This window comes from Kaistia hirudinis, assembly GCF_014196455.1.
Taxonomy (GTDB): domain Bacteria; phylum Pseudomonadota; class Alphaproteobacteria; order Rhizobiales; family Kaistiaceae; genus Kaistia; species Kaistia hirudinis.
Genome location: NZ_JACIDS010000001.1, coordinates 578,748 through 602,433, shown reverse-complemented (window position 1 = coordinate 602,433; position 23,686 = coordinate 578,748). Strand labels below are relative to the sequence as shown.

18 protein-coding genes and 1 pseudogene are annotated in these 23,686 nt (G+C 67.3%); 14 read left to right on the top strand and 5 right to left on the bottom strand.

Features of this window, described 5'->3' with window-relative positions; genetic code table 11:
• Positions 1–225 precede the first annotated feature (225 nt).
• On the top strand, positions 226–2,052 hold the full coding sequence (gene atzF, locus GGR25_RS02805) for an allophanate hydrolase (protein ID WP_183397187.1): 1,827 nt from the start codon (positions 226–228) through the stop codon (positions 2,050–2,052).
• Between the two features lie 61 nt (positions 2,053–2,113).
• Here the strand turns inward: atzF and GGR25_RS02800 are convergent, their stop codons facing one another.
• The 3 genes and pseudogenes from GGR25_RS02800 to GGR25_RS02790 form a co-directional block, all read right to left on the bottom strand.
• Entirely contained in the window at positions 2,114–3,229 is a 1,116-nt protein-coding gene (locus GGR25_RS02800; RefSeq protein WP_183397186.1) for a M20 family metallopeptidase, read from the bottom strand.
• Positions 3,226–5,003 (bottom strand): annotated as a pseudogene (locus GGR25_RS25085) (flavin-containing monooxygenase). Before GGR25_RS25085 ends, GGR25_RS02800 begins: the two are co-directional and overlap by 4 nt.
• Before the next feature lie 59 nt (positions 5,004–5,062).
• The gene (locus GGR25_RS02790) at positions 5,063–5,917 is read right to left on the bottom strand and encodes a MurR/RpiR family transcriptional regulator (protein ID WP_343067944.1); all 855 of its coding nucleotides are present in this window, start codon (positions 5,915–5,917) and stop codon (positions 5,063–5,065) included.
• A gap of 10 nt (positions 5,918–5,927) precedes the next feature.
• Here GGR25_RS02790 and GGR25_RS02785 point away from each other — a divergent pair, with 10 nt between their 5' ends.
• The 6 genes from GGR25_RS02785 (at position 5,928) to GGR25_RS02760 (ending at position 13,638) form a co-directional block, all read left to right on the top strand.
• Positions 5,928–6,200: a hypothetical protein gene (locus GGR25_RS02785; RefSeq protein ID WP_183397686.1), complete on the top strand. Its 273-nt coding sequence runs from the start codon at positions 5,928–5,930 to the stop codon at positions 6,198–6,200.
• 104 nt (positions 6,201–6,304) lie between these two features.
• Complete coding sequence (locus GGR25_RS02780; protein ID WP_183397185.1) at positions 6,305–7,135, top strand: ABC transporter ATP-binding protein; 831 nt, start codon at positions 6,305–6,307, stop codon at positions 7,133–7,135.
• Between the two features lie 10 nt (positions 7,136–7,145).
• Positions 7,146–7,991, top strand: a complete 846-nt coding sequence (locus GGR25_RS24650; RefSeq protein ID WP_183397685.1) for an ABC transporter permease subunit — start codon at positions 7,146–7,148, stop codon at positions 7,989–7,991.
• Between the two features lie 121 nt (positions 7,992–8,112).
• Positions 8,113–9,252 carry an ABC transporter substrate-binding protein gene (locus tag GGR25_RS02770; RefSeq protein ID WP_246409163.1) on the top strand — a complete coding sequence of 380 codons (1,140 nt, stop codon included), beginning with the start codon at positions 8,113–8,115 and terminating at the stop codon, positions 9,250–9,252.
• Between the two features lie 284 nt (positions 9,253–9,536).
• Positions 9,537–10,625 carry a Gfo/Idh/MocA family protein gene (locus GGR25_RS02765; protein ID WP_183397183.1) on the top strand — a complete coding sequence of 363 codons (1,089 nt, stop codon included), beginning with the start codon at positions 9,537–9,539 and terminating at the stop codon, positions 10,623–10,625.
• Between the two features lie 199 nt (positions 10,626–10,824).
• Complete coding sequence (locus GGR25_RS02760) at positions 10,825–13,638, top strand: CHAT domain-containing tetratricopeptide repeat protein (RefSeq protein ID WP_183397182.1); 2,814 nt, start codon at positions 10,825–10,827, stop codon at positions 13,636–13,638.
• A 4-nt stretch (positions 13,639–13,642) separates the two neighbouring features.
• Here GGR25_RS02760 and GGR25_RS02755 read toward each other — a convergent pair whose 3' ends face one another.
• Positions 13,643–14,521, bottom strand: a complete 879-nt coding sequence (locus GGR25_RS02755; protein ID WP_183397181.1) for a hypothetical protein — start codon at positions 14,519–14,521, stop codon at positions 13,643–13,645.
• Positions 14,518–16,014 (bottom strand): CHASE2 domain-containing protein, encoded by a 1,497-nt coding sequence (locus GGR25_RS02750; protein ID WP_183397180.1) that lies wholly within the window; start codon positions 16,012–16,014, stop codon positions 14,518–14,520. The genes GGR25_RS02755 and GGR25_RS02750 overlap by 4 nt, the downstream gene beginning before the upstream one ends.
• 267 nt (positions 16,015–16,281) lie before the next feature.
• Between GGR25_RS02750 and GGR25_RS02745 the strand changes: the two genes are divergently transcribed.
• The 7 genes from GGR25_RS02745 (at position 16,282) to GGR25_RS02715 (ending at position 23,686) form a co-directional block, all read left to right on the top strand.
• Positions 16,282–17,271: a potassium channel beta subunit family protein gene (locus GGR25_RS02745; protein WP_183397179.1), complete on the top strand. Its 990-nt coding sequence runs from the start codon at positions 16,282–16,284 to the stop codon at positions 17,269–17,271.
• A 76-nt stretch (positions 17,272–17,347) separates the two neighbouring features.
• A complete protein-coding gene (locus GGR25_RS02740; RefSeq protein WP_343067970.1) occupies positions 17,348–18,334 on the top strand; it encodes an aldo/keto reductase in 987 nt (328 codons plus the stop codon).
• Positions 18,335–18,473: 139 nt separating this feature from the next.
• Positions 18,474–20,081: an ABC transporter substrate-binding protein gene (locus GGR25_RS02735; RefSeq protein ID WP_183397177.1), complete on the top strand. Its 1,608-nt coding sequence runs from the start codon at positions 18,474–18,476 to the stop codon at positions 20,079–20,081.
• Positions 20,082–20,167: 86 nt separating this feature from the next.
• Entirely contained in the window at positions 20,168–21,148 is a 981-nt protein-coding gene (locus GGR25_RS02730; protein ID WP_210299808.1) for an ABC transporter permease, read from the top strand.
• A complete protein-coding gene (locus tag GGR25_RS02725) occupies positions 21,148–22,065 on the top strand; it encodes an ABC transporter permease (protein WP_183397175.1) in 918 nt (305 codons plus the stop codon). Before GGR25_RS02730 ends, GGR25_RS02725 begins: the two co-directional genes overlap by 1 nt.
• Entirely contained in the window at positions 22,062–22,898 is an 837-nt protein-coding gene (locus GGR25_RS02720; RefSeq protein ID WP_183397174.1) for an ABC transporter ATP-binding protein, read from the top strand. The genes GGR25_RS02725 and GGR25_RS02720 overlap by 4 nt, the downstream gene beginning before the upstream one ends.
• Positions 22,899–22,900: 2 nt before the next feature.
• A complete protein-coding gene (locus GGR25_RS02715; RefSeq protein ID WP_183397173.1) occupies positions 22,901–23,686 on the top strand; it encodes an ABC transporter ATP-binding protein in 786 nt (261 codons plus the stop codon).

The following is a 23,686-nucleotide window of genomic DNA, read 5'->3' as shown; positions in this document are numbered from 1 at the left end:
ACCAGCGGCAGCGCCGCGCCTGAGGGAGGAGCCGTGCCATCCCGCCCGCGCGACCGATCCGGGAACCTTATCCCCAGGACGGTCGTTCGCCATGTGGATTTGGAATTGTATGCAATCGGCTCTTGGACCAATCTCGCGCCGCGCCGAACCTGCGCCGGCGCCCCATCCGGCCGGCCCTCATGGCCTCGATCTTGCGTCATGGCCGGCGGACTGAAGGAGTGCCCCATGCTGCCGACCATTCTCGACATCGCGACGCTCAAGGACGGCTACCGCCGTGGAGCTTTCTCCCCCATCGATGTCGTGGAGGCGGTGATCGCGCGGATCGCCGCCTGGCCGGACAGTGCCGTCTGGATCAACCGCGTTGGCGATACCGCGCTGCGCGAGGCGGCGCGCGCCCTGGTTGCCGCCGGCGTGCCCGGCGAGGACCAGCCGCTCTGGGGCATCCCCTTCGCGGTGAAGGACAATATCGACTGCGCCGGCCTGCCGACGACGGCCGCCTGCCCGGCCTTTGCCTATGACGCCGAGGAGGACGCCTATGTCGTCGCGCGGCTCAAGGCGGCCGGCGCGCTCCTGGTAGGCAAGACCAATCTCGACCAGTTCGCCACCGGCCTCAACGGCACGCGCTCGCCCTATGGCGCGCCGCGCTCGGTGTTCGACGAGCGCTATGTCTCCGGCGGCTCGTCCTCCGGCTCTGCGGTTGCCGTCGCATCGGGCCAGGTCGCCTTCGCGCTCGGCACCGATACAGCGGGCTCGGGCCGCATTCCGGCTGCGTTCAACAATCTCGTCGGCGTGAAGCCGTCGCGCGGGCTGCTATCGAGCTTCGGCCTCGTGCCCGCCTGCCGCAGCCTCGACTGCATCACCGTCCTGGCGCCGACGGCGGGCGACGCCGACCTCGTGCGCCGCGTCGCCGAGGGCTATGACCCCGCCGATCCCTATTCCCGCACCATGCAGCCGGCCTCGCTGCCGCATGACCGCTTCCGCTTCGGCGTGCTGGCCGGGTCCGAGCGTGAATTCTACGGCGATGCCGAGGTCGAGCGGCTCTACGACGCGGCGATCCTGCGGCTCGAAGGGATCGGCGGCATTCCCGTGCCGATCGACTATGCGCCGTTCCGCGAATGCGCCCAGTTGCTCTATGGTGGGCCCTTCGTCGCCGAGCGCCTCGCCGCGATCGAGAGCTTTTTCGCCGACCATGCCGACGAGATGGACCCGACCGTGCGCGGCATCGTGGCGGGCGCCGCGCGCTACAGCGCCGTCGACGCCTTCCGCGGCCTCTATGAGCTCGAGGAACTGCGCCAGCGCACGGCCGCCGAGTGGGCGAAGATGGATGTCATGCTGCTGCCGACCGCGCCGACCATCTACACGGTCGAGGCGATGCGCGCCGATCCGGTGACGCTCAACTCCAATCTCGGCCGCTACACCAATTTCGTGAACCTGCTCGATTGCGCCGCGATCGCCGTCCCCGCCGGCTTCCGCAAGGACGAGCTGCCGGCCGGCGTCACGCTGGTCGGGCCGGCCTTTGCCGATTCCGCGCTCGCCGCGCTCGGCGACCGCCTGCATCGCGCCGCGCCCTTCGGCATGGGCCGAGACCGGCAGGCGGCGCTGCCAACGGCAAGCGCGCTAACGCCGTCGACGACGGGCCTGATCCCGATCGTCGTGGTCGGCGCGCATCTGACCGGCATGCCGCTCAACCACCAGTTGATCGACGGCGGCGGCGTCCATCTGAAGACCTGCCACACCGCGCCCGGCTACCGGCTCTATGTCCTGCCGGACACGGTACCGCCCAAGCCCGGCCTGGTGCGCGACCCCGCTTATCGCGGCGGCGGCCTGGAGGTCGAAGTCTGGGGCCTGCCGCCGGCCGCCTTCGCCGCCTTCGTCAACGCGATCCCCGCGCCGCTCGGCGTCGGCAAGATCACGCTCGACGACGGCACGAGCGCCAGCGGCTTCCTGTGCGAGCCCTATGCGATCGTCGGCGCGCGCGAGATCACCGAACTCGGCGGCTGGCGCGCCTACATCACCGAAAGCGCCGCAACGGACAGCTCCGTCGACGCCTGAGCGCCGTATCGCTCCGTAGCGGCGACGCGGGTGGAGGGGGAGGAGCGCCCTCCCCGTCCCGTCACCGAGCCGCTTTGGCGCCCGCCAGGATCGCGCGGTAGATTGCGACGCTTTCGGTGATCTTGGCGGTCTCGCAATATTCGTCGGTCTTGTGCGCGAGATCGGCCTCGCCCGGGCCGCAGATCAGGGTTGGCGGTCCGCCGAAGGCCGGGGTGAAGACCGAGGCGTCGGTGAAGTAGTTGGCGCTGACAGCATCGGCGCGCCGTCCCGTCGTCGCTTCGAAGGCGGCGGCCATCTCGGCCATCACTGCGCCGGAAGGATCCGACCAGACGGCCGGCAGGTCGACGATCGGCTCGATCGCCGCGTCATCGCCGGTCGCGCGGGCAATGGCGGCGCGGACGGCGTCGTGCGTCATGCCAGGGATCGAACGGATGTCGACGGTGAACTCGGCCTGGTCGGGCACGGAGTTGACATTCAGCCCGCCGGCGATCGTGCCGACGTTGAGAGTCGGGCTGCCCATCACGGCATGCGGCGCCATGCCGAAATCGAAGCTTTCGAGCTTCAGCACGCTGCGCGCCGCCTTGTAGATCGCGTTCTCGCCGAGATGCGGCGTCGAGCCATGGGCCGTCACGCCGGCGCAGCAGCCGCGCAGCCACAGCGCACCCTTGTGGCCCGCGAGGAAGCGGTTCGAGGTCGGTTCGCCGACGACGATGGCGCGGATCGCGCCGAGCCCGCCCGCCTCCACCAGATGTTTCGCGCCCTCCGAGCCGGTCTCCTCGCCGCCGGTGAGCGCCAGCACAAGCGCGCCGGTCTCGCGGATCCTGTCGGCTTCCGCGAGCGCCGCCGCGACCATGGCGGCGACGCCCGCCTTCATGTCGGTCGAGCCGCGCCCATAGAGGCGGCCGTCGCGGATCTCGCCGCCGAACGGATCGACGCTCCAGGGCGCCGCGCCGAGCGGGACGGTATCGAGATGGCCGGTGAAGAGCGTCGCCGGCCCCTCCCCGCCGATCCGCGCGACGAGGTTGATGCGCCCGGGACCGAAGGCCTCGACGCGGATGGCGAAGCCCGCATCGGAAAGGATGTCGGCGAGGATGCTCGCGGCATCGGCCTCGCCGCCCGGCGGGTTGCGCGTATCGATGCGGACCAGAGCCTGTGTCAGCGCAACGGCGTCGATCATTTCGGCCCTCCATAGACGGGCGTTTCGATGCCTTCCATGCGCGCCTTGAGTTGCAGCGCGACGAATTTCGAGAACTGGCGCTGCAAGGCGAGATTGCCGCCCTGGAACCAGAGCGCCTCCTGCACCGTCGGCTTGTACATGTTGCGCAATTCCCCATGCCAGGGGCCAGGATCGCCGCGCATGCCCGAGCCGAGACCCCAGCAGGTGCGATCCGATCCGCGATCTCGCGGTTCACGATCCTGGCGACGACCTCGTGCATCGAATGGAAGCCTGTGGACTGGATGATCACGTCGGCCGCGATCTCGCTCCCATCGGCGAAGCGGATCCCGGTCGGCGTCAGCTGCTCGATCGCGACGCCGCTCTTCACCTTGATGGCGCCTTCGATGATCAGCTGCGAGCAGCCGACATCGACATAATAGCCGGAACCGGTGCGATAGGCCTTCATCATCAGCCCGGTCTCGTCCTCGCCGAAATCCACCAGGAATCCGGTCGCGGCGAGCTTGGCGTAGAAATCCGCGTCGCGGGCGCGGATCCGGTCATAGAGCGCGCGCTGGGCCGGCGGCTGCAGCGCGAACGGCGTCGCCATGGCAAGGAGATCGGCCTTGTCGACGGTGAGCCCACTCTCGGTCGCCGCCTGCGAATAGATGTCGAAGGCGAGCTCCATCAGCGTCTCGGACCGCACCACTGTGGTCGGCGAACGCTGCACCATGGTGACGTCCGCGCCGCCCTCCCAGAGATCGACGGCGACGTCATGCGCCGAGCTGGCGGCGCCGATGACGACGGCGCGCTTGCCCGCATAGGGCGCGGCCTCGGCATAGTCGCTGGAATGGATCAACTCGCCCTGGAAGTCTTCCGCGCCCGGCAGCGCGAGACGCTTCGGCGGACCATAGGCGCCGGTGGCGAAGACGAGCTGTGCCGGACGGATGGTCACCGGCTTGCCATCGCGGACGAGCTCGACCGTCCAGCGCTTTTCGCTCTCGTCGAAGCGCGCCGTCACGGCCTCAGTCGCGGTCCAGTAGGTGAGCTCCATCAGGCTCACATAGGCCTCCAGCCAGTCGCCCATCTTGTCCTTGGGCGTGAAGACCGGCCAGTTCTCCGGGAAGGGCAGATAGGGCAGATGGTCGTACCAGACCGGGTCGTGCAGCACGAGCGAGCGATAGCGGTTGCGCCAGCTATCGCCCGCCCGGGCGTTCTTCTCGACGATGATGGTCGGCACGCCCAGCATCTTGAGCCGGGCGCCGAGCATGATGCCACCCTGCCCGCCGCCGATGATCAGCACATAGGGATCGACCGTGCTGCCGAGCGCGGCTTCCTCGCGGGCCCGCTGTTCCGTCCAGGTTTCGCGACTGCGGTTCGCGCCATGGCGCACGCCCTTCGGACGGCGGGCGCCGAGCGGCTTCTCGAAGCCCTTCAATTCGGTCAGCGTCGTCAGGATGGTGCGGGCCTTGCCGTCCTCGAGACGGACGATCCCCTCGCCGCGTCCGACCTTGGTCTCGAAGGTGAACCAGGCTTCGACGGTGCCATCGGCCTTGGTCGTGACCGTAGTGATCCGCCAGGCCGTGGGCGCGGTCGTCGCGATCGTTGCGTCGAGGAAGCCGCGGATCGTGTCCTTGCCTGCGAAGGTCTTCACGTTCCAGGAGAAGGCGACGAAATCGCGCCAGTAGCAATCCTCAACGAAGAGGGCGAGCACGCCATCCGTGTCGCGCCTCGCGAGGGCATCGGCGAGCGCGGCCATCCAGCTCGCCGCATCCGTTGCCGGTGCAGTGTCGTGCATTTCCCTGCCTTTCCAGTCTGCCGGACGGCGTGGAGGCGCCGGCCGATGGCGCGCGCTCCTCAGTCGCCGAGCGGTTCGAGAACCTTGCCCTGGCGGTGATTGAGCACGTTGTATTTGATCCGGCGCAGCGTCTCGCGCGCCGAGGGTTCGAGGCGATAGCCGACCGCGACGGCGACGAGATCGACGAGCGCGAGGAAGGCGAAACGCGAGGCGGTTGGCTTGAGCGTGTCGGGATATTCGGGGACGTCGACGGCGAGCGCGAGGTCGGCGCTGCGCGCGAGGTCGGAGTCCGGCGCGGTGATGGCGATCGCCTGGGCGCCATAATGGCGGGCGAGTTCGACCGCCTCGACGACCTCGCGGGTGCGGCCCGTCGCCGAGATCGCGATCACTACGTCGTTCGGCTTCAGTGTCGAGGCCGTCATCCGCATCGCGTAGGGATCGGAATAGGCGGAGACGACGACGCCATAGCGAAAGAGGCGGTTCTGCGTCTCGGTCGCGAGCGAGGTCGAGCTGCCGCCGAGGCCGAACACCGCCACCTGATGCGCCTCGGCGATCAGATCGGCCGCGCGCACCACGAGCGCCGGATCGATCTGGCGCTCGACCGCGGCGAGCGCATTGCGCGCCTCGCGGAAGACCACGTCCCAGAGCGGCGAGCCGTTCTCGGTCGGCGCCGGCTGCGGCCCTGCCTCGAGATAGAGGCGGCCGACCACCACGCTCTGCGCGAGCTTCACCTTGAAGTCGCGCACGCCCTCGCAGCCAATCGCGCGGCAGAAGCGCGTGACGGAGGGTTCGCTCACCCCCGCGAGGCGCGCAATGTCGGCATTCGAGGCATCGACGCAGAAGCCGACATCGGCGAGCACTGCATCCGCCACCCTTCGCTCGGCCGGGCGGAGCTGGTCGTAGCGGTCCTTCACGCGGGAAATAATGTCGGGGATCGGCTTCGCCGCACTGCTGCGCGAGGCCGTCTTCGGCCGCCTGCCGCGACTGCGCGGAGCGGCGGGCGCAGACATGTCGGCTGATGGGTCGGAAGTCTCTTCCATAACCCGAACCTCCTTCTGCAATCGCCATCCGGCCAGGCCGGAAGAACCGGTGGCACAGGCCGCTATCGCTCCGAGGATGTCGGAAACTTACAAGCCTCGCAAGCAGCAATTCGCGCAAAAAATCAGCAGCTTCGATGCATACAATAGCAATGGATGAGGGCGCTTGACTCGGCTTGTAGGTTAATTACAGATTTGTGAAACGCGACATCGATTGGACTGCGGCGTGCCCGTGCGGCACGCTTGCTCGAAAGCGAGGCCTGCATGACGGGGCTGGGTTCGACCATGCCGAAACTGCGCGTCCGGGGGGCCACCAAGGTCTATGAGACGCGCTCGGGCGACCTGCTGGCGCTGGACCGCTGCTCGCTCGATGTCATGCCCGGCGAGATCGTCTCGATCGTCGGCCCGTCCGGCTGCGGCAAGACCACGCTGCTGTGGTCCATGTCCGGCCTGCACGGCCTCACCGGCGGCGAAGTCCTGCTCGACGGCAAGGCGATCACCGGCCCCAACCCGGCGATCGGCATGGTGTTCCAGGAGGCGAACCTGCTGCCCTGGCGCAATCTCGATTCCAACATCCACTTCCCCTTCGAGATCAAGCGCGAGAAGCCGGATCGGGAATGGATCGCGAGCCTGGTCTCGCGGGTCGGCCTCGACGGTTTCGGCGGGCGCTTCCCGCGCGAACTCTCGGGCGGCATGCAGCAGCGCGCCGCGCTGGTCCGTGCCCTCTCCTTCAAGCCGTCTGTGCTGCTGATGGACGAGCCCTTCGGCGCGCTCGACAGCTTCACGCGCGAGGAGATGAACCATCTGGTCGAAGAGATCTGGATGGACACGCGCACGACGATCGTCCTGATCACCCATTCGATCGAGGAAGCAATTTTCCTGTCGGACCGGGTCGTCGTGCTCTCGCCGCGTCCGGGCCGCGTCGCCAATATCTATGAGGTCCCGTTCCCGCGTCCGCGCTCCATGGAGATCATGGCGACCAAGGAGGTGTTCGACCTCCAGAACGCCATCAAGCGCGAGATCGTCGGCGAGCAGAAGAGCCGCTACGCCGCGCTCCAGGCGCTTCCCGACGCCATCCCCGCACCGACGCATTGAGGGCAGACGCGTGAGCGACGACGCCATTCCCGAGTTCAGCAGCGCCAAGTCGGGCGACGGGTCCGAGGTGGGGATCACCAATCTCTCGGCCTTTTCCAGCGGACCCGGCATCAAGTCGGCCCGCGAGGTGCTCGCGATCATCCTCGTCGCCATCATCGTCATCGGCGGCGCGGAATTCCTGATCCGTTTCTTCAACGTGCCCGCCTATGTGCTGCCGACGCCGAGCGCCGTCGCCATGGCGTTCGTGACCGATTTCCATCTGATCCTGCCGCATCTCGGCTACACGCTGGTCGAATTGCTCTCGGGCTTTGCGATCGGCGCGGTCATCGGGCTGGTCATGGCCGCCGTGATCACGCAGTTCCCCTTCGTCGAGAAGGTGGTGACGCCCTACATCCTGCTGCTGGTCACGACGCCGATGCTGGCGCTGGTGCCGCTTCTCATCCTGCGCTTCGGCTTCGGCTATACGCCGCGCATCATTGCGGTGGCGCTCGCCGCCGGCCCGATGGTGATGATCAACGCGGCCACCGGCTTTCGTCGCGTCGACCGCGGCAAGATCGCCCTCGCCCGCTCCTATGGCGCCTCGACGCTGCAGATCTTCTGGAAGATCCGCGCCCCCATGGCGCTGCCGATGATCCTGGTCGGGCTGATGATCGGCTCGATCTTCGGCCTGCTGACAGCCGTCGGCGCCGAGATGGTCGGCGGCGGCTTCGGACTCGGCAACCGCCTGACGTCCTATTCGTCGATGATCCAGATGCCGCAGTTCTTCGCCGTGGTTCTGCTGCTCTCGATCCTCGGTATCCTCATCTATGTCCTCTTCTTCTGGATCGGCAAGAAGTGGGCGAGCTGGGAAGCATAACCTCAAGAAAACACAGGGACTTCCGGCCGCGCAACGTGGCCGGCTGAAGGCAAGAACGTCAAAAGACAAGACGACAATCAGAGGGGTGACTGCCATGAACAAGCGACCGTTGACGGGCGGCATGAGCCGCAGAACGTTCCTCCAGGTCTCGGCGAGCGGCGCCATCACGGCGACCGTGCTCGGTGGCGCCGGCTTTGCCGGCCGCGCCGAGGCGGCGGGCTATGACAAATCCTTCACCTGGATTTCGCCGCGCGGCACGCTGGAAGTCCTTGATGACTTCCCGTTCTGGGCCGGCAAGAAGCAGGGCTATTTCGAAGGCCTCGACGTCGAAATGCAGCCCGGTCCGTCCGACGGCACCGCGACGGTCAAGTTCGTCGACGTCGGTCAGGCCGACATGGGCTTCCCCTCGCCGGGCGTGTTCTCCTTCGCGCTGCAGAACGGGATGAAGCTCAAGTCCGTGTTCCATATGGGTGCACGCGACACCTTCTCCCTCGCCTTCCGCAAGGGCCAGGGCACGAACGATCTGAAGACGCTCGAAGGCAAGACCATCCTGCTCGGCTCCGCTGCCTGGCAGTCGATCGTCGACCCCATGCTGTTCGCGCAGGGCGTCGACGTAAAGAAGATCAACTATGTCGAAGCCGGCTGGCCGACCTGGGCGACCGCGCTGCAGGCGGGCCAGGGCGACGCCGCGCTTTCCTGGGAGGGCCTGCGCGCCGAATGGATCGCCAAGGGCCTCGACTTCGAATACTGGCTCGGCGTCCAGCATTCGAAGCTGCCGGCCAACACCTTCGTCGTGCGCGCGGCGGATCTCGAAGACCCGGACAAGAAGGCCTTCCTCGAGAAGTATCTCAAGGGTTGGGCGATGGGCCTGCAGTTCGGCTATCTGAACCCGCGCGCGGCCGTCGAGGCGGTGTTCGAGCAGTTCCCCACGCTCGCCACCAATCTCGGCCCGGAACTCGGCACCTCCTCCATCCTTGAGCAGATCAACGTCTTCCGCGGCGACATGGAGAAGCGCGGCGGCTGGGGCTGGCACGACATGTCGAGCTGGCAGGACTTCTTCGACGTCGTCTACAAGCTCGGCCAGGTCTCGACGCAGATCAAGGCCGAGGACGTCTGCACGAACGAGCTAATCGCGCCCGCCAACGCCTATGACAAGGCCGAGGTCCAGGCCGATGCCGACGGCTACAAGCTGACGGACGCGTTCCAGAAGGTCGATGTCGAGAAGATCAAGGCGCACATGTTCGACCAGGCCGTGAAGTAGACCAGGCGCGCGGAATGGCGCCGATCCTGCGCAGGCTTGGAATGGCGCAAGGATCGGCCCCATCCAAACTGGCGTCACCCCGGCGAAAGCCGGGGTCCATGCAGCCGAGCCGTCTGCCGCTTCAGCTGGATGGATCCCGGCTTTCGCCGGGATGACGGCTTCGGCCGGGTCGGGGATGGCGCGTCGACTTCGACGGCTTCGCCGAACCCCTGCCCCGCCGCCAGATATTGACCGCACGTGGCGGCTTCAGAGCCGCCCGCCACGAGAAATGTGAGGAGGAACCAATGCCCGCACCCGTGAAGATTCTCGTCGTCGGCCTCGGCAATATGGGCGCGTCGCATGCGAGCGCCTATCACCGCAATCCCGGCTTCGAGATCGTCGGCCTGATGAGCCCGACCATGAAGAGCCGCAAGATCCCGGCCGAACTCGCGGGCTACCCGCTGTTCGAGGATTTCGACGAGGCGCTCGCGGCCACCAAGCCCGATGCGGTCTCGATCAACTCCTATCCCGACACGCATGCGCAATATGCCATCAAGGCGATGAATGCCGGCGCCCATGTCTTCATGGAAAAGCCGATCGCCACCAATATCGAGGACGCCGAGGAAATCGTCGCGCTGGCGCGGGCGAAGAACCGCAAGCTCGTGCTCGGCTATATCCTTCGCGTCCACCCCTCCTGGATAAAGTTCATCGAGCTCGGCAAGGGCCTCGGCAAGCCGCTCGTCATGCGGCTCAATCTGAACCAGCAGAGCAACGGCCCGGCCTGGACCTGGCACAAGAACCTGATCGACTCGCTGATCCCGATCGTCGATTGCGGCGTCCATTATGTCGACGTGATGTGCCAGCTGACGGGCGCCAAGCCGGTGCGCGTGCACGGCATCGGCGCCAAGCTCTGGGCCGAGGCCGCGCAGCAGAACTACGGCCATCTGCATGTCACCTTCGATGACGGCTCGGTCGGCTGGTACGAGGCGGGCTGGGGCCCGATGATGAGCGAGATCGCCTATTTCGTGAAGGACGTCGTCGGCCCCAAGGGCGCCGTCTCGATCGTCGCAGGACAGGCCGAGAGCGGCAAGGACACGACCGAGGAAGTCTCGGATTCCGCCGATATCGACCGTCACGTGAAGACGGACGCGCTCAAGATCCATTATGCCGAGGTCGGCCCCGACAAGAATTTCGTCAAGAAGGACGAGATCATCTCGATGGAGGACGAGCCCGGCCATCAGGAATTGTGCGACCGCGAGCAGGCCTTCTTCCTGAAGGCGATCCAGGAAAACCTCGATCTCTCGGAGTCGATGGATGCGGCGGTGAACAGCCTGCGCATCGTGCTGGCGGCGGAGAGAAGCATCAAGGAGCAGCGGTCGATCGACCTCGCCTGAAGTCCACCATTTACGGGTCCGAAGGGTCGTCCGCTTTCCGGCGGGCGACCCTTCGCCGTTTCAGGAGGGTTCGGCCTCCGCCGGCATGGTCCGATCCGGCCGCTTGACACGGCCCGCCGGCAGGCGAAGCTTGCGTGGCGCAATCCGGACGGGGCCTTCGCGTGCAGCCGATGGCGCGCCCGTTGGCAGGGAGGTGTGCATGCGGCTCGTTTCGGGACTGCTCCTCGCAACCGTGCTCGTGGTCGCCTTCTGCCGGCCGGCGGAAGGCGCCGCGCCGACGCTGCCGCAGCCGGCCTCGCCCCCGATCGTCGGGCGCGTCACGCCCATCGCGTCGGAGGACGCGAAGGCGCTGATCTATCAGGCCATGGATCTCTCCGATGCCGGCCGGCTCGACGAATCCAATGCGGCGCTCGATCGCGCAACGGAGCTTACCAACGCGCTCGGAAAGCGCGGCCGCAACGCTCTGCCGATCATCGCGGCGCTGAAGGCCCGCAATCTGATGCGGGCGGGCCAGTTCGATGCGGCCGAGACGGCGTTCAAGCAGCTGATCGTCGAAGCGGAATCGGCCAGCGGCAAGCGCGGCAATCCGAGCCCGCTGCCGTTCTCGTCGCTCGCCGAGCTCTACATGATGCAGGGCCGCTTCGCCGAGGCCGAGCCGCTGCTCCAGCGCTCGCTCGCGATCACCGAACGCGACGCCGGCAAGAACGATCCGGCCACGGCGGAAGCGCTGAACTCCCTGGCCGTCCTCTATTTGAAGACGGGCCAGACCGAGAAGGGATTGCCCATCCTGGAGCGGATCCTCAAGATCTTCCAGCGCGGCAAGAGCGCTTATGACCGGCAGTCGACCGCGGACGCGCTCGTCAATCTCGGCAATGCCTATCAGTTCTCCGGCAATTACGAGAAGGCGCTGGACTATTTCCGGCAGGCCTATGAGCTCGACACGAAATATTTCGGCCCCGACCATCCGAACACCAATCTGGCGCTCAGCAATGCCGGCGTGCTGCTCGGCCTTATGCAGCGCTATGACGAGGCGGCGCCGGCGCTGGAGACAGTGCTGAAACAGACGACGGACCGCTACGGCGCCGATAATCCTCAGACCGCGCATGCGGCGAACAATATCGGCTGGGTGGAACTGGGGCGGAACGACAATGCCAAGGCGCTCACTTATCTGCGCGCCGCTCTCGCCACCTATCTCGCGCATCGCGAATTGCAGAAGGCCGGCCCGAATGCGCGCGGCGCGGCCGTCGACGAGCGTGAGGTCGCCCGCACGATCCTCGGCTTCCTGAATGCCGCAAGCCGCCTCGCACCCACCGATCCGGCAGCCTCCGCCGCGCTGATGGACGAGGCATTCCAGGCCGCGCAGCAGGTGCATCGCGGCAAGGCGGCCGAGGCGCTGGCGCTGACGACGGCGCGCTTTGCGGTCGGGAATAGCGCCCTCGCCGCTCTCATCCGCGAGCGTCAGGACCTCGCCGGCCAGCACCGCGCGCTCGAGGCTGCTCTGACCGCGGCGTTCTCGCAGCCGGCCGAACGGCGGGACCTCGCCAAGGAGGCGGCAGGACGCGAGCAATTCGCGGCGATGGCGGCGCGCATCACGCAGATCAGCGCGGAGATCGAGAAGGGCTTTCCCGACTATGCCCGCCTCGCCGACCCGAAGCCGCTCACGGTCGCCGAAGCGCAGGGGTTGCTCGGCCCCGATGAAGCGCTCGTTCTGCTCGCGCCGTTCGGCGGGGGAAACGGCGAGGCGAACTTCACCTTCGTCATCACGCGGGAGGGCGCCCGGTGGCGCGCCGGTTCGATCGGCCAGACCAAGCTGACCGGCGCGGTGCAGGCGCTGCGCTGTGGGCTCGATGTCGGCCAATGGGCGACGAAGGACGGCCGGGCCGGCTGCCTCCAGCTCGTCGGCGCCGAGCCGGACGGCAAGGATCTGCCCTTCGACGCGGATCTCGCCTACCACCTCTATGACGAACTGTTCGGCGAGCTTGCGCCGATGCTGGCCGGCAAGACGCTGCTCGTCGTCGCGCCCGATCCGCTGGCGAGCCTGCCCTTCCAGGTGCTGGTCACCGCGCCGCAGCCCACCAAATTCCCGAAAGGAGAGGCCTTCGCCAAGGTCGCCTTCCTCGCACGCTCGAATGCCGTCGCGGTCCTGCCATCCGCCGCAGCGCTGCGCGCGGCTCACGCCGCTGCGGGGAGCCGCGCGCCCAACCCCTATATCGGCTTCGGCGACCCGGCTCTGGTCGGCGGGCTCGACTGCGCCGAGCCACAGGTCGCCTCGGCCTGCCCGAGCATCGGCGCGCCGGCGGCGGCCAATGCGACTTTGGTCGCGGCCGGCGCGGCGCGGATCGACAGCGTCTTCCGCGGCGGCGGCGAACTCGCCGACGTCGAGGCCGTCCGGGCGCTTTGCCCGCTGCCTGAGACGGCGCTCGAACTCGCCTGCGTGGCCAAAAGCGTCGACGGGCCGGCGGACAGCGTTCACACCGGCGAGCAGGCGACCGTGCCGGCCGTGCTCGCCGCGCATCTCGGCGACTACCGGATCGTGCATTTCGCAACGCATGGCCTGCTGGCCGGCGAGATGGCGAGCCAGGACGGCACGATCTCGGAACCCGCGCTCGTGATGACGCCGCCCAGCGCGCCGACGGCGCAGGATGACGGGCTGCTGCGCGCCAGCCTGATCGCGTCGATGAAGCTCGATGCAGATTGGGTCGTGCTGTCGGCCTGCAACACCGCCGCCGGGTTGAGCCTCGGCGGCGAGGCGATGTCCGGGCTCGCCAGTGCCTTTCTCTATGCCGGCGCGCGGGCCCTGCTCGTCTCGCACTGGCCGGTGCGCACCGACGCGGCGGTGCTGATCACCACCTCGGCCTTCTCGCATATGAAGGCCGACCCCACGCTCGGCCGGGCCGAGGCGATCCGACGTGCGATGGTCGAACTCATCGACGCGCCATCCGGCGCCTACGCGCATCCGGCGGTCTGGGCGCCCTTCGCCGTCGTTGGCGAGAGCGGCCCGGCCAGGCTCTGACGGTTCACGGAGCCGGCGGCGGCGCGGGGCGCTTGCCGTCGATCAGGGCGAGCGTCAGCAGCTTGGCCGGCCGCGACGTGCGCGCGTCCGGCGCCACATATTGCAGCGCCTCAAGCACATAAGCGGGGTCGCTGGCGGCATAGAAAGCCGCCGTCGCGCTGGCGCGAAGTGGCGCCGGCGCGGCGGGATCGGAGAGTTCCGCCGGCAGCTTGGGCGCCTTCTTGGGGCCGATGAACTGGAGCGTCTGGCGCACCGTATCGCCCCCGGCCGCAATTTCGATCCGATAAGTGCCGACCTTCCAGTCGATCGCGGGCGTCAGCCAGAGCCCGCCCGAAGGACGTCCTTCTGCGACGACCTGCCCACCCTTCTTGAGAATCCGGATCTCGACGGTACGCGGCGAGGGCCATCCGATAGCGAGCGCCCGCTTGCCTGCGACCAGCGTCTGCGGGCTGGCCAGAAGCGGTACGGAAAGCTCTTTCTCGTCGTCGCCGCGGATCGAGGCCGAGACCTGCTCGCGCTGTTCCTCGTCGAAGACCTCGACGGAGGCGCTGGTCCAGTCGAACAGGCCCGACCAGAAGCTCTTCTGCGGCACCTCGGTCGTGACGGGCGTGCCCTGATTGGCGGCGGAGATGATCATCGGATCATCGCGTCCGACCAGGCGAAGCGTGATGCTGGCGGCGGGGTCCTTCACCTCGATCACGTCGCCATTCAGGATCGGCGCGAGGATCGCGACCTTCTTCGCCACGCCGTCGCTCACGATGACATAGGCGTCGGCTGGGCGGTCGAAGCTCTCGACATAGCCGATCTCGACCGGCTTGCCGCTCGCCAGCGCCGCAAAAGGCGCGGCGGCAAGGAGCACAATCGCGGTGATCCATCGCATCATTTCGTACCACCCTCCCCGGCAGACGAACCGACATCGTGCTGGATATCGGCATGAATATCGCTATGGCCCGCCCCCGCTACAATGGCCGGCGAATGCTCATGCGGTTTCAGGATCCAGCGCCATCCCTGCGCCCGCACCTCCCGCACCACCTTGAGGACGGCCTCGCCGAGATCGTGCAGCACGGCGCCGACGGCCGGCACGGCCAGATCGAGCATGACGCCGGATTTGAAGCGGCTGATCGAGACGACCATCAGCACGAAGATACCGAAGGCGAGCGCCCAGGCGGCGACGGAGGGGCGCAGGAACGAGGTCAGCAGCGAGGCGAGCACGATGATGGTCAGGCTGATCGTGATCTGCTCCATCGGCGAGGGTTCGCGCGGCGTGCCGTTCTGCGTCAGCGCCTCGACGGCATTGACGATCATCAGCGAGCCCGGCATGCGGCCGATCGGCGTGTCGTGCCAGTCGCCGCTGCCGGCAAAGCTGCCGCCGATCACGACGATCCGCCCCTTGAGGCCGGGCAGCGGCGCCGCCCCGTCGGCCGCGAGCGCGAGGCGTGCCGGACGCACGGCGACGAGCTGCGTCTCCCCGCCCGTCGGGCTCTCGACCATCGGGCCCAGCCCGACCGCGCCGGTCTTCCAGGGAACGCGATAGATGACGCGCTTGCTGACGTCGTCATGCGCGACAGCGATCGGGATCGCCGCTGGCCAATCGTCGATGACGCCCTCGCGCTCGGCTTCATGTCCGCTGCAGTTGGCCGGGAGGAATGGCGCGAGGCCGGTGCGCATGCGATCGAGCGCGGGCGCCGGGTCGCCCGGTGGCGCACCGTGGATCGCCTGGCGCGCGATCATCGCGGCCGCGAGATGCATCGAGGGGATGACGAGCGGCTTATCCTGCGCGCAGGCCTCGGCGAACAGGCGCCAGCGCCGCACATTGCCGTCGCCGTCACGCTCGAACAGCGGCGAGGTGAAGAGGATGTTCGCCTTGCCCTTCACCGCCTCGTCATAGGGCGTCGGCCGCGGCACGGGCAACGCCGCGCCGGGATCGTCGATCAGCGAGCGCACGAGCAAAAGCTGCGGCGCCGCCGGATCATACGTCGCCAGGAACCGCCGAAGCGTGGCTTCCTGGTCGGCGTCGCCGGGGAAGGCGAGATCGACGTCGAGCAGGATCGCGAGCGGCTCCGAGCGGGCCACGCGCTCCAGCAGCGCCTCGATCTTGCCGCGCGGTGTCACCAGCGGCCAGCCCCAGTCGGTCCATGTCGTGTCATCGATATCGATGAAGGTGAAAGCAGGCGAGGCCGTGAGACGATCCGTCGTGCGCTCCGCGAGGCGGATCATGCGGTCGGCGGTATCGTCGGCGACGCGGCGCACGACCAGCAGCGTCGGCGGCTGGAAAGACAGCAGCGCGAGCTCGATCAGGATGCCGAGCAGGATCGAGATCGAGAGCTCGAACAGCACGGGATGGCGCGATTTCCACGACTTGAGCGCCGCCACCATCCGTAGGTCCCCCAGCCATCCCGCGGAGGCTGCGACAGCTTCGCCCGAAGTTCAAGCGCGAAGCGCTGTGGACGCGGCTCACGAGAGTTTGAGCAAGGCTGCGGCATATTCGGGCAAACAGGGGTATAGACCCGTCATCGGGCAAGGCCGGGGTATCGCCGAAGGCGAGCGTCGCCGCGTCGCGCCAGGAGATGATAGGGCGGGAATAGTCCGTGGCCGGCCTCGCCGCAGCAGCGGACCCCCCGTCGCAACGAAGGAACAGGGCACATGCAATATCGTCGTTTGGGCCGTTCGGGCCTGCAGGTCAGTGAGCTTTCGCTCGGTTCCTGGGTGACCTTCGGCAAGCAGGTCGACCAGGGCGACGCGATGGCGATGATGAAGCGCGCCTATGACGCGGGCATCAATTTCTTCGACAATGCCGAGGGTTACGAGGCCGGCGTCTCCGAGGCGCTGATGGGCGAGGCGCTGGCCGCGCTCGCCTGGAGCCGCGACAGCTTCGTCGTGTCGAGCAAGGTGTTCTGGGGCGGCTCCAAGCCGACGCAGCGCGGCCTCAGCCGCAAGCATGTGACCGATGCCTGCCACGCGGCGCTGAAGCGGCTCAAGGTCGATTATCTCGACCTCTATTTCTGCCACCGGCCCGACATCGACACGCCGATCGAGGAGACCGTGCGCGCGATGCACGACCTGGTCGCGCAGGGCAAGGTGCTCTACTGGGGCACCTCCGAGTGGTCGGCGCAGCAGATCACCGAGGCCTGGGGCGTCGCGCGCTCGCTCGGCCTGACGCCGCCGACGATGGAACAGCCGCAGTACAATCTCTTCGAGCGCCAGAAGGTCGAGGGCGATTATCTGCCGCTCTACCCGCTGATCGGCCTCGGCACCACGATCTGGTCGCCGCTCGCCTCCGGCATCCTGACTGGCAAATATGCCAAGGGCATTCCGAAAGGCAGCCGCCTCGACCTGCCGGGCTATGAATGGCTCAAGGAGATCTGGCAGAGCGAGGAAGGCCGCCGGAAGCTGGAGATCGTGGAAAAGCTCGGGGCGCTTGCGGCCGAGATCGGCCTGCCGCTGCATCACCTCGCGCTGCTGTGGTGTCTCGCCAATCCCAATGTCTCGACGGTCATCCTCGGCGCCTCGCGCCTGTCGCAGCTCGAAGACAATCTCTCCGCGCTCGACGGCCGCGACAAGCTGACCCCCGACGTGATGGAGCGGATCGACGCCATCCTCGGCAACAAACCGGCCGCCCCGGCCCGCTACTGAATGAACGCGCCGGGCCGGTGTTGACAGTGCGCCGGCCCGGTCGGAACGACACATGGAGAGGAAAGAGATCGTGACGATCAGCAAACGCCGCTTCGGACGCACCGGCTGGCAGGTTTCGGAAATCGGCTTCGGCGCCTGGGCCATCGGCGGTGCATGGGGCAGTGTCGATGAAGGGGATGCCAAGGCCGCCCTCAACGCCGCGCTGGATGCCGGCATGAACTTCATCGACACGGCCGACGTCTATGGCGACGGGCGTTCGGAGCGGATCATCCGCGACACGCTGAAGGAGCGCGGCGGCGAGCGGCCGATCATCGCCACCAAGGCCGGCCGCCGCCTGTCGCCGCATGTCTCGGACGGCTACAACCGCAAGAACCTCGAAGCCTTCATCGATCGCAGCCTCGTCAATCTGGGCGTCGACGCGCTCGATCTGGTGCAATTGCACACCCCGCCGATCGACGCCTATTACCGGCCCGAGATCTTCGCCGCGATGGACGATCTCGTGACGGCCGGCAAGATCCGCTACTACGGCGTCTCGGTCGAGAAGGTCGAGGAAGGGCTGAAGGCGCTCGAATATCCGAACGTCGCCTCGGTGCAGATCATCTACAACATGTTCCGCCAGCGGCCGTCGCAGCTCTTCTTCGGCGAGGCGCAGCGAAAGGATGTCGCGATCATCGTGCGCGTGCCGCTCGCCAGCGGGCTCCTCACCGGCAAGCTGACCGCGGCGTCGCATTTCGCGGCCGACGATCACCGCAACTTCAACCGCCATGGCGAGGCCTTCGACGTCGGCGAGACGTTCTCCGGCGTTCCCTATGACGTGGCACTCGACGCCGTCGAGGCGCTGCGTTCGATCGTGCCCGGCGGCGTGACGATGGCGCAGGTCGCGCTGCGCTGGATCCTCATGGAGTCGGCTGTCTCGGTGGTGATCCCGGGCGCGAAGAACCCGGCCCAGGCGAAGGACAATGCGGCGGCGAGCGCGCTCGCGCCGCTCTCTCCTGCGACGATGGAGAAGGTCCGGGCCATCTATCAGGAGCGGATCGCGCCGCACGTTCACCAGCGCTGGTAAGCTCCCGGCGCTTCGGCCCGAATAGTTACGGCCGGGGAGAGGGGCGAATGGGTGCCCTCCCCGGCTGCATCTTGCGTGTGGACGCCGCCCCGGCGGAGAGGCACACTTCCGTCACTGTTTGTTCGAACGGGGATGGATCATGCGATTCAGCGCTTTCAGGAACCGCGCGGCGGCCGCGCTGGTCGCCGCCGGTCTCGTCGCCGCCTTGGCCGGACCGGTTCTGGCTGCGACGCCCAAGGATACGCTCGTCCAGGCCTGGCAGATCGACGACATCATCTCGCTCGATCCGGCCGAGCTGTTCGAGTTCTCGACATCCGAGATTGCGGGCAACACCTATGAGCGGCTGATCGGCTACGACCTGCAGGACGTGTCGAAGATTTTCGGCGTCGTGGCGGAAAGCTGGACGGTGTCGGACGACGGCAAGACGATCGCGTTCAAGATCCGCGAGGGGCGGAAGTTCGCCTCCGGCAATCCGATCACGGCGGAGGATGTGGCCTTCTCGCTGCAGCGTGCGGTGCTGCTCGACAAGTCGCCGGCCTTCATCCTCAACCAGTTCGGCATCACCAAGGATAATGTGAAGGACGCCATCAAGGCGACGGGCGAATACACCGTCGACTTCACGATGGACCGTCCCTATGCGCCGAGCTTCGCGCTCTACGCCCTCACCTCCTCGGTCGCCTCGATCGTCGACAAGAAGCTGGTGCTGGAGCACGAGGCCGATGGCGATCTCGGCTATGGCTGGCTGAAGACGCATTATGCCGGCTCGGGACCTTTCGCCATCCGCGACTGGCGCGCCAATGAAGTGGTCGTGCTGGAACGCAACCCGAACTATTCCGGCACCCCTGCCCCGCTCGCCCGCGTGATCTACCGCCATCTGCCGGAACAGGCGACGCAGCGCATCCTGCTGGAAATGGGCGATATCGACATCGCCCGCAATCTCGGCCCGGAGGATATCGACGCCGTCGCGAAGAACCCGGAAATCCGGATCCAGAGCTCTCCCAAGGGCACGCTCTATTATCTCGGGCTCAACCAGAAGAACCCGATCCTCGCCAAGCCGGAGGTCCGCCAGGCCCTCAAATATCTGGTCGACTATGGCGCGATCGGCGACACGATCATGAACCATCTCGGCGCCGTGCATCAGGCCTTCCTGCCGAAGGGCTTCCTCGGCGCGGTCAACGACACGCCCTTCACCTTCGATCCGGAGAAAGCCAAGGCGCTGCTCGCCAAGGCGGGCTATCCCGACGGCTTCACCGTGACGATGGATGTGCGCTCGACCCAGCCGGTGACGGGCATCGCCGAGGCGATCCAGGCGAATTTCGCCAAGGGCGGCGTCAAGGTCGAGATCATTCCCGGCGACGGCAAGCAGACGCTGACCAAATATCGCTCGCGCACGCACGACATCTATATCGGCGATTGGGGCGCGGATTATCAGGATCCGCACAGCAATGCGCAGACCTTCGCGTCCAACCCGAACAATGCCGACAATGCCACGGCGAAGACACTCGCCTGGCGCAATGCCTGGGAGACGCCGAAGCTCGGGCCGGAGGTCGAGGCTGCGATCCTGGAGCGCGATCCGCAGAAGCGCGCCGCGCTCTATGAGGCGATGCAGCGCGAGGTGATGGAGACCGGACCCTTCGTGATCCTGTTCCAGCGCACCGAGGTCGCCGCGCTGCGGAACAATGTGAAGGACTTCGTCATGGGCCCGTCCTTCGACAACAACCTCGTGACGGGCGCGAGCAAGGAGTGAACCTCGAGGCCCCGGCCGCTGACCATGACCGGACGCGGCGCGGCGCGCGGGCCGCGCTCGGGCTCGCCGGCGGTCTTGCGGATTTCCTGCTGACACTGGCGATCACGCTGTTCGGCCTCCTCGTCGTGACATTCGTCATCGGCCGCGTGGTTCCGATCGATCCCGTGCTCGCCGTGGTCGGCGATCGCGCGTCGGGGGCGGTCTATGACCGTGTGCGCGCCGAGATGGGGCTCGACCTGCCGCTGATCGAGCAGTTCCGCATCTATTTCATGAAGGCGATCACCGGCGATTTCGGCCGCTCCGTGCTCACCACCAATCCGGTGATCGAGGATATCCGCCGCTATTTCCCCGCGACGATCGAGCTCGCGACGCTCGGAACGCTGATCGGAACGCTGATCGGCGTGCCGCTCGGCGTTTTCGCCGCCGTGCGCTCCGGCACGTTGATGGACCAGATCGTGCGCATCGTCGGGCTTGTCGGCTATTCCGTACCGATCTTCTGGCTCGGGCTGATGGCTCTGCTGCTGTTCTATGCGCATCTGGGCTGGGTCGGCGGGCCGGGCCGGCTCGACATCGCCTATGACTATCTGGTCACGCCGACGACCGGCCTGCTGCTGGTCGACAGCCTGATGCAGGGGCAGATGGACGTGTTCTGGAACGCATTCTCGCACATCATCCTGCCGGCCGCCCTGCTCGGCTATTTCTCGCTCGCCTATATCAGCCGGATGACGCGCGCCCTCGTGCTGAACGAGCTCGCGCAGGAATATGTCGTCACGGCGCGGATCAAGGGCCTTTCCGAGGCACGCGTCGTCTGGCGCCATGCGCTGCGGAACGCGGCGGTGCCGCTTCTCACCGTCATCGTGCTCTCCTATGCGACGCTGCTCGAAGGATCGGTGCTGACCGAGACGGTCTTCGCCTGGCCGGGCATCGGCTCCTACATCACCTCCTCGCTGCAGAACGCCGACATGAACGCCGTGCTCGGCGGCACGCTGATCGTTGGCGCCGCCTTCGTGACGCTGAACCTCCTGTCCGACCTGCTCTACCGCCTGCTCGATCCGAGGACGCGCTGATGGCGGGCGCTTCGCCATCGCTCGCGGCGTGGCTGACGACGGCCGAGCCGCAATCGCGGCTGCAGGCGCGCCTCGGCCATTTCTATCAAGTCTTCCGCCGCCTCGCCCGCAACCCGACCGCGATGGCCGGGCTCGTCATCGTCGTGCTGCTCGTCCTCGTCGCGATCTTCGCGCCGCTGCTCGCCACCCATTCGCCGATCGAAAGCGGCGATCTCAGGACGCAACGGCTCCTGCCGCCGGGGCCGGTGTTCTGGCTCGGCACGGACGACCAGGCGCGCGACATCTATTCGCGCCTCCTCTATGGCTCGCGCCTGACGCTCGCCGTGGTCGTGCTCGTCAGCGTGATCGCAACGCCGATCGGGCTCGCTATCGGCACGGTCTCGGGTTATTTCGGCAGCTGGAGCGACCGCATCCTGATGCGGATCACCGACATCTTCCTCGCCTTTCCGCGCCTCGTCCTCGCGCTCGCCTTCGTCGCGGCGCTCGGGCCGGGGATCGAGAATGCGATCATCGCCATCGCCATTACCGCCTGGCCGCCCTATGCGCGGCTGGCGCGCGCCGAGACCATGACCATCCGAAACAGCAATTTCATCCACGCCGTCCGCCTCCAGGGCGGTTCCTCCGCGCGCATTCTGCTCAAGCACATCGTCCCGCTCTGCCTCTCCTCGGTCACCGTCCGCGTGACGCTCGACATGGCCGGCATCATCCTGACCGCCGCCGGCCTCGGCTTCCTCGGCCTCGGCGCGCAGCCGCCGACGCCCGAATGGGGCACGATGATCGCGCAGGGGCGGCGCTTCCTCATCGATCACTGGTGGGTTGCCGCCGTTCCGGGCGTCGCGATCTTCGTCGTCAGCCTCGGCTTCAACCTGCTCGGCGATGGCCTGCGCGACGCGCTCGACCCGAGGTCGTCGCGATGAAGCCGTCGCTGCTCGAGGTCGAGGACCTTCATGTCCGCTTCCCGCTCGCGCAGGGCATGCTGGAGGCGGTGCGCGGCGTCTCGTTCACGCTCGGCCATGAACGGCTCGGCATTGTCGGCGAGAGCGGATCGGGCAAGTCGCAGACCGGCCGCGCCATTCTCGGCCTGACCGCCAAGCCTGGCATCGTCACGGCGAAGCGCCTCGCCTTCGACGGCATCGACCTCATGGAAGCACCGCCACGACTCCGTCGGAGCCTGCGCGGCAGCCGCATGACCATGGTGATGCAGGATCCGAGCTATTCGCTGAATCCCGTCATGACCGTCGGCCAGCAGATCGTCGAAGCCTATCGCGCCCATAAACGCGTGTCGCAAGCGGAGGCGCGCGAGGCGGCGCGCGCCATGCTCGACGCCGTGAAGATCAGCCAGCCGGACCGGGTGATGGCGCTCTATCCGCACGAGGTTTCCGGCGGCATGGGCCAGCGCGTGATGATCGCGATGATGCTGATCACGGGGCCGGATCTCCTGATCGCCGACGAGCCTACCTCCGCCCTCGACGTCACGGTGCGGATCGAGGTGCTACGCATCCTCGACCAGCTCGTCGCCGAGCGCGGCATGGGGCTGATCCTGATCAGTCACGATCTCGAAATGGTCGCCTCGTTCTGCGACCGCATCCTGGTCATGTATGCCGGCCGGATCGTCGAGGAGCTTTCGTCGGGAAACCTCGACCAGGCGCAGCATCCCTATACGCGCGGCCTGATGGGCTGCGTGCCGAAGCTCTCCGGCGACCGACACCCGCTGCCGGTGCTCACCCGCGATCCCGACTGGGCGCGTTGACCATGGCCGGGGCGATCCTCGAAGCGCGCAATCTGTCGGTGCGGTTCGGCGTTGGCCGGCTCACTATCGCGGCGGTCGAGGATTTCTCCTTCGCGCTTCAGGCGGGCGAGTCGCTCGGCCTCGTCGGGGAATCGGGCTCCGGCAAATCCACCGTGCTGCGCGCGGTGACCGGCCTCAACAAGCCGGCGGGCGGAACGATCCTGCTCGATGGCACGCCCCTCGCCATGCCGCGCGGCCTCGCCTTCTACAGCGCGGTGCAGATGGTGTTCCAGGACCCCTATGCCTCGCTGCACCCGCGCCACACGGTCGACCAGATCCTCGCCGAACCGCTGGCGATCCACCGCGTCGCCGATCCGCAGCCGCGCATCCTCGCCGCGCTCGACGAAGTCGGGCTCGGACCGTCCTATCGCTTCCGCTACCCGCACCAGCTTTCGGGCGGCCAGCGTCAGCGCATCGCCATTGCGCGCGCGCTGATCCTGCGGCCCCGCATCGTTCTGCTCGACGAGCCGACCTCGGCGCTCGACGCCTCGGTGCAGGCGGAGATCCTGAACCTGCTGGAGCAGCTCCGGCGCGATCTCGGCCTCTCCTATATGCTGGTCAGCCACGATCTCGCCGTCGTCGCGCATCTCTGCGAGCGGCTGATCGTCATGCGCGGCGGCCGAATGGTCGAGACGACGACGGCAGCCGCGCTCCGCGACGGCTCGGTCACGGAGGACTATACGCGGGCCATGCTGGCGGCGAGCAAGGGTTTCGCGCGGGCGCCGGCCGGGACAAGTCTCAGTCCCTGA